Source organism: Actinoplanes sp. ATCC 53533 (genome assembly GCF_003947245.1).
This window is the reverse complement of sequence record NZ_QHHV01000200.1, coordinates 20,691-28,038: the sequence shown is the minus strand read 5'-3', so window position 1 is coordinate 28,038 and position 7,348 is coordinate 20,691. Positions and strand designations below refer to the sequence as shown.

At 70.8% G+C, this 7,348-nt stretch carries 3 protein-coding genes; 1 reads left to right on the top strand and 2 read right to left on the bottom strand.

Annotated features, from left to right (window positions below):
• The coding region (locus DMB66_RS46805) for a DNRLRE domain-containing protein (protein WP_125810575.1) at positions 1-2,215 on the bottom strand (2,215 nt) is incomplete at its 3' end.
• A gap of 286 nt (positions 2,216-2,501) precedes the next feature.
• Positions 2,502-5,078: an FG-GAP repeat protein gene (locus DMB66_RS46800; protein WP_158647583.1), complete on the bottom strand. Its 2,577-nt coding sequence runs from the start codon at positions 5,076-5,078 to the stop codon at positions 2,502-2,504.
• Between the two features lie 468 nt (positions 5,079-5,546).
• Here DMB66_RS46800 and DMB66_RS46795 point away from each other — a divergent pair, with 468 nt between their 5' ends.
• Positions 5,547-7,334, top strand: a complete 1,788-nt coding sequence (locus DMB66_RS46795; RefSeq protein WP_125810573.1) for an FAD-binding dehydrogenase — start codon at positions 5,547-5,549, stop codon at positions 7,332-7,334.
• Positions 7,335-7,348 lie beyond the last annotated feature (14 nt).

Here is a 7,348-nt window from a genome sequence, read left to right as displayed (position 1 = left end):
TCCGCGACGTGATCTCAGGCTGTGGTACGGCGGTGATCAGGGTGGCGTAGTCGGTGGCGACCTCGGTGGCGTTGTCCTTGACGAACGCGCGCCAGAGGTAACTCGTGCTCCACTTGAGCTTCGCGGCCGGGATGGTGAACGCCTGCTTGGCCTGGTATGCCGTCGTCGTGCAGCCGGTCGGCTTGCCGTCCGCGGCCACCGCGCAGTACTCGAACTTGTACGACAGGGTCGTCTTGGGCGGCGCGTCCAGGTCGGTCGCCTGCGCCCAGAGCTGCGGGGTCAGGACCGGCGACTGGTAGCCGTTCGGCGGGAACAGGTCACCGATGACCGGGGCGATGTTGTCCACCCGCAGCGCGATCCGGGCGGGCGCCACGCTCTCGTCGGTGAAGACCACCTTGCCGTTGGCCGTGGCCATGGTGAAGTCGATCAGGTATTCACCGATGGGCAGCGCCTGGATCGTCGCCTCGATGGTCGCCGACTTGGTGCGAGCCACGCCCCCGACCGGAAGGCTGCCCGCGGTGTACTGGCCGACCTTGGCGCTGGTGCGGGCGTTGTAGACCCGGTAGATCAGGCGGTACCCGCTCGCCGTCCAGTCCATCGCGCTGGTGTTGGTCACGGTGATCTTGACCTTGCCGGCCTGGTTCTGCAGCACCGCCGGCTTGGGCGTGGGGTCCGGCACCGCGTACTTCGCGTTGTACGGCGTGTGCGTCACGTACAGCTTCGGCGGGTTGGCCGTGCCGGTGCCGGCGATGACCTTCCAGGCGCTCTCGTCCGAGACCGGCGCGCGCAGCGAGATGCCGTTGTTCGGCTTGCTGCCGTTGACCCAGCCCTGGACCAGGTCACGGCCCTTGCTGCCGAGGTTGATCACGGTGCCGGTGACCGGGCAGGCCGAGGTGGCCTGGCCCAGCCCGACGAAACCCTGGGCGAACGTCGCGCTACCGATCGAGGAGCCGACATTCGGGCCCGGGTAACTCTGGTTGGTCGCGCCGCTCGTCCAGGACTCCGTGACCGGATGGACGGAGAGCTGGCGCGGCTTGCAGGACGGCGCCTCGTAGGCGGCGAAACTGAGCTGCGCGTTGAAGACGGTGTGGTTGCGCAGGTCGTTCACCAGGTTGGGGAACTTGAGGTAGGACGCGGAGGACTTGTCGTCCCGGCGCCCCACCAACAGGTCCTGGCTGCCGCCGTGCGACGAGTTGCCCTGCACGACGAGGCTCTCGGTGGCAGCGCCGGTCGCCAGCACCGGCGGGTCGACCCGCACCGGGTACGCCCGACCCTCGGCGTTCAGCCACTGGGCGTCGGCGGTGACCTGCAGCGCGGCGGCGCCGGCGTGGGTGATCAGGCGATATTGCACGTCGTGCGAGACGGCGCCGTCGGCGTCCACCATGTAACCGGCCGGGATCGTGCCCCGGCGCACACCGGCGGTGTCGGTCAGCACGACTTGGTCACCGTCCACAGTCGCCTCGAGGCCGGTGAGCCGCAGCGGGAAGACGAACTGCCGGCGGGCCTCGGCGGAGCCGAGCACCAGGGTCTCCTTGACGCTGCCGGGCTGCGCCTGCAGCTCGATGTCGACGCCCGGCCAGACCCCGCGATAGACCGCGGTGTCCCGGACGGCCTCGCCGGTGACCGCGCGGGCGTCCGCCGCGCCGTAGGCCAGCACGCCGCCGCCGGGCAGCGTCGCGCGCACCAGCTCGGCCGCGTCCGCGCGACCGGCCAGCCGCAGGTCGAGCGAGTCGGCGCTGCGCCGCCAGCCGCTCGCCGCGTCGCCGGCCAGGTTCGAGTCGATCGGCGCCCAGGTGCCGTCGGCCTTGCGGTAGTTCACCGCGGCCGAGGAGAACTCGGTGGTCTGGGTGCCGTCCGTGTTGTCGAAGATGCGCTCATGCGCGGACCGGGCGGCGGGCACCTCACGGCTGGTGCGGGCGTCGAAGCCGGTCACCTTGGCGGCGGGCGCGGCCTGCACCTCGGCCGAGTTGGCCGGCGCGACCGGCGCCTTCATCACCGGGTAGCGCGAGCGCTGCGACGGCGGCCGGTAGGTGTTACGCGGCCCGTCGACCACCGGGTTCAGCCCGGCGGCGTTGCCCCACTTCTGTTTCGGCGCGGGCTGGGCGCGATGGTTGTCGACCCCCGGGATCGGCCGTGGATTGCTCAGCACGGCCTCGGTGCCCTGTTGCGCATCGCACGCGGCCATCACCATCGCCAGGCCGAGACCGCCGGTCACCCGGAACAGGCGCCAACGCCGGGCACGTCTGCGGCCGGCCGGGCCGCTGGAGATTGTTCGGGCACGCGAATACCAGCTCTGCGCCATAGCTCATTCCCCCGTGGAAAACCTGGCAAATCCATCGATCGGCACAGTTGCATTGAAGCCCGGTCAAGATGTCACCGTTCGGCAGCGGACCGCAACCCCGTCCGAAGTAGACCCGAGGTGATGCGAGTCTCAGCAGCCGTCTGACCTCGGGTGCGCCGGTGGATCAGGCGGTGCGAAACGCCTGATCCACCGGACCGTGTCACTTCTTCTTGGGCGCGATCTGGTTCGGCGCCTTCTTCTCGACGAAGGACGGCGTCCCGGCGCGGAGGGCGGCCGCGGTCGGATAGTTCGCGACGACGAAGCGCTCCGTCTGGTTGACATCGCGGAAGGCGAAGTAGTACGCCTCGTTGCCGTTTGACACGTACGGCACCGCGGTCACGTCGGTGCGGGTCTCGACGGCCAAGACCGACTCCCAGGCCCCGAACTCGCCACTGGTCTGCGCCGACTCGGTGGTGCCGTAGATCATGTTGTCGGCCCCGCGGGCGAGCACCGTGACGCGTCCGGCGTTGCGGTTGAACACCGCGGCCGGTGAGCCGGTCACATCGCTGCCCTGCACGGTGGTCCAGGTCGGCGGGAACACCCGGGAGGTGTCCTGCGCGATGGAGATCAGCGCGTTGTCCGCCGTGGTGCCGAACAGCCGCAGGCGACTGCCCGGATAGCTCACCACCGCCGGTGTGCCGACGATGGCACGGTCGCCGACGATCGCGCAGCCGGTGAGGGCGGTCCCGGTCCAGAGCGCGGTCTGCACGCTGCCGTCGGCGTCGGTCACGAAGATCTGCGTGCCGTCCGGCGTCGGGACCGTGACCGGCGTGCCGATCAGGTTGCCCAGGCCGGTGCTCTGCCAGGCGCCGAACCTGCCGTCGGCGAGCTGCGGCAGGATGCTGAGCTCGCCCCGGGCCCCGATGCCGAAGACCGCCAGCCGGCCGCTGGCCTGGGTGACCAACGTGATGCCGGTGAGGTCCGGGCCGCCGTGGTTGACCCACGGGCCCCAGGCCGTGCTGCCCGCGGTCTGCTCAGTGCGCATCCACAGGTCACCGGTCACCGAGCGGAACGCCGCAACGCCCTTCTTGTCGGCCGTCTGGCCCACTGCTGCCCGGCCGGTCAGGATGGCGTCCAGCGGTCCTTCGGCGTCACGCACGGCGCTGCTCAGGTTGTCCGGGCTCGTCTGGGTGATCAGCCGGGGGCCGCCGACGTTGTCCACGTAGGCGTACCGGATCGGCCCGATCGTGCCGCTGGTGGGCGCGGTCTGCAGGCCGGCCATCGGGGCGTACTGCTCGACGGCGCGGCTGGTGGCGGGGTTCAGGTCGTCGAGAACGTAGGCGGCTCCCGCGGACGCGAGGCCGTTGCGCGTCTCGCCGTGCGCGCCGATGATCGCGTCGGTGCGGCCGTCCTTGTCGAAGTCGCCCACCGAGGTGCCGACGCCGAAGAAGTCGTTCGCCGCGTCGGCGGCCTTCACGTCACGCTGCACGATGCTGCGCTCCGGGCGCAGCACGCCGGACCGGTTGCCGTTGAACAGCGAGACCCGGCCCACGTTGGCATGCCCGCTGCCGGGCGCGGCAACGGCCGACACCAGCAGGTCGGACCAGCCGTCACGGTCGATGTCCGAGGCCACCAGCCCGTAGCCGAACGCATCGTTGTTGTCGGTCGAGTCGAGTGTGTCGCTGGGGGTGACGAAGTACGGGGTGGAGGTCGCCGTCACCGGCCCGTTGAACATCTCCACCATGCCACGCTTGGAGGTAGTCGAGGCCGCCTCGTACGGGATGCCCACCGCGACGTCCGGGGTGCCGTCCTTGTTGAAGTCGTCGATCGCGATCGACGTGCCGAACATGTCTCCGGTCTCGTCAGCCGTGCCGCCCTGGCCGCGGAAGATCGGGTTCGCCGCGGCCTTGTTGTTGGCGCCGTTCAGGATGAAGATCGCGCCGGTGTCCGTGTCGGTGCCGAGGTCCTTCTTGCGGGCTCCGATGATCAGGTCGGCCTTGCTGTCACCGACCACCTGGCCGGCCGCCAGGCCGACGCCGAACTCGTCGCCGGCCTTGGGGGTCTGGCCCAGCGGCGTCTGCTGGATGATCCAAGCTCGGGCCAGCCCACTCGCGGTGCCCGTCAGCACAGTCACCTCGCCGGAGCGCACGGTGCTGCCCGCCGGCGCCTCTTCGTCGGCGGTGATGGCCAGGTCGGCCTTGCCGTCTCCGGTGAAGTCGCCGGCCGCCAGCACCGAGCCGAACCGGTCGCCGGCCTCGGTGACGCCGCCGGCGAATTCCTGGGTGATGAGCTGGTCGGCGCCGCCACCGGCGATCGGCACGATGCCAGCGGCGGAGCCCTTGTAGACGCGGACCTGCCCGGCGTCGGTCGCGAAGCTCGGAGCGCCCGCGGCCAGGTCATCGAAGCCGTCACCGGTGAAGTCACCGACCGCCAGCACGCCGCCGAGGTCGGCGCCGGCGGCCGTGGACGGCATGGTCAACGTGCTCTGGAGCACCAGGCCGGTGGCGGAGCCCTGATAGATGGTCACGGTGCCGCCGACGCCCGCACCTGTGCTGCCGATGGCGGCGTCGGTGTAGCCGTCCTTGTTGAAGTCACCGGTCGCCGACGCGGCGCCGAAGTTGCCGGTGGCCTTCGCCGCGTTGGTGAGGGTCTGCGCGGCGAAGCCGTTGGCCGGCGCACAGGTGGCCGCGGCGAGCGCGACCGAGCTGGGCCCGGCCGCCAGCGCGAGCACAGCGGTGGACGAGAACAGGGTCGTCGTGGTGAGGAGCCGGGCCAGGTATCGGGAGGGGTCAGCCATTGTTTCCTGCCTTGAGGGGAACTTCTCGGTGAAGGTGCGGATCGGATCCGGCCTTGGCCGCGACTGAGCGGGCCTCAGGGGGTTCACGGTGAGGACCCTCTGGACGTTGTTGTGGTCGCGGTAGGTGAAGCACCGCGCGCCGCCAGTGATCGCAGAGGATGTCACGCTCAGCCGGAGCCATGGGGGCACGCCGGTTGGGTCAGATCCGGCCGTCGGGACAAAGATCCAGCTGCGGGCGGCAATGAGGCAGCCCGGCCCGCCCCGCGGTGTGGCCATCGTCACCGGATCCGCCCGCGGGTTCGCCGAGGCCGCTTCCTCGTCGGCTGCTGTCCGCGGGGCACAACGATGAGCCGCCGGTTTGGCGCTGAGCCACTATCACCTCCCGGCATCGCCCTGCTTCGATGCGAGGGCATAGCCGAAGATGTTTCACATCCGGCTGATCCATGCCGGCGCAGCCCAGGAGGACCCATGGAACAGTCGTCATCGCCGCGGATCAGCCGGCGTCGGGCTCTCACGGTCGCCGGTGGGGTGGCGGCGGGTGCGGCCGTCGGCCAGGCCGCGGTGCCGGCCTTCGGCGCGGCGGCGGCCTCGGACGCGGACGCGATCGTGGTGGGCGGCGGGCTGGCCGGGCTGGTCGCCACGGCGGAACTGGTCGCGGCCGGCCGCAAGGTGCTACTCCTCGACCAGGAGCCCGAAGCAAGCCTGGGCGGGCAGGCGTTCTGGTCGTTCGGCGGGCTGTTCTTCGTCGACTCCGCCGAGCAGCGGCTGATGGGTGTCAAGGACTCGCACGACCTGGCCTGGCAGGACTGGCTGGGCACGGCCGGCTTCGACCGCGGCATCGACGACCCGGCCGGTCAGGACTATTGGGCGTACAAGTGGGCCAAGGCGTACGTCGAATTCGCCGCCGGCGAGAAGCGCTCCTGGCTCGCCGGCCTGGGCATGCAGTGGTTCCCGATGGTCGGCTGGGCCGAGCGCGGCGGCGGCCTGGCGGACGGGCACGGCAACTCGGTGCCCCGCTTCCACGTCACCTGGGGCACCGGGCCGGCCGTGATCGAGCCGTTCGAGAAGAAGGTGCGGGCCGGGGTCGCGGCCGGCAAGGTGGTCTTCAAGTTCCGGCACCGGGTCGACGGGATCGTCCGGACCGGCGGGGCCGTCACGGGTGTGCGCGGCGCGATCCTGGAGGCGTCGTCCGTGGCGCGGGGCAAGCCGAGCTCGCGCAGGGTGATCGGCGACTTCGAGCTCAAGGCCCCGGTCGTGATCGTCACCTCCGGCGGCATCGGCGCCAACCACGACCTGATCCGCAAGAACTGGCCGGCCCGGCTCGGCACCGCGCCGAAGACCATGATCACCGGTGTGCCGGCGCATGTGGACGGCCGGATGCTGGGCATCACGGAGCAGGCCGGCGCCCGGATCGTCAACCCGGACCGGATGTGGCACTACACCGAGGGCCTGCGCAACTACGCGCCGATCTGGCCCGAGCACGGCATCCGGATCCTGCCCGGCCCGTCCTCGATGTGGTTCGACGCCACCGGCAACCGCTTCGCCGCCCCTGACATGCCCGGCTACGACACCCTGCACACGCTCGGCTCGATCACCAGGACCGGCTACGACTACTCCTGGTTCGTCACCACCCAGAAGATCATCGCCAAGGAGTTCGCCCTCTCCGGCTCCGAGCAGAACCCGGACCTCACCAACAAGAACATCTGGCTGCTGCTCTCCCGGATCTGGCAGACCCCGGAGCCGATCGAGAAATTCAAGAAGTACGGCGAGGACTTCGTCGTCGCGAGCACCCTGCCCGAACTGGTCGCCGGCATGAACCGGCTGACCGGCACCAACCTGATCGACCTGGCCGGCCTGAAGCGGCAGATCGACGCCCGGGACCGCGAGATGGACCACGCGTTCAGCAAGGACGCCCAGGTCATGGGAATCCGCAACGCGCTCAGCTATCTCGGCGACTCGCTCAGCCGCACGGCCGCCGCGCACAAGATCCTGGACCCGGCCGCGGGGCCGCTGATCGCCGTACGCCTCAACGTGCTCACCCGCAAGACCCTCGGTGGCCTGCAGACCGACCTGCAGGGACGGGTGCTCGACGACTCGGGCAGCCCGATCCCGGGTCTGTACGCGGCCGGCGAGGTGTCCGGATTCGGCGGCGGTGGCGTGCACGGCTACCGCTCCCTGGAGGGCACCTTCCTGGGCGGCTGCCTCTTCTCCGGTCGCCAAGCCGGCCGCGCCGCCGCGGCGGCCACCGCGTCCTGACCGGCCCCCGGCGC

Coding starts and splice junctions, on each gene's coding strand:
- DMB66_RS46800 (WP_158647583.1), bottom strand. CDS start 5,078: ATGGCTGACCCCTCCCGATACCTGGCCCGGCTCCTCACCACGACGACC.
- DMB66_RS46795 (WP_125810573.1), top strand. CDS start 5,547: ATGGAACAGTCGTCATCGCCGCGGATCAGCCGGCGTCGGGCTCTCACG.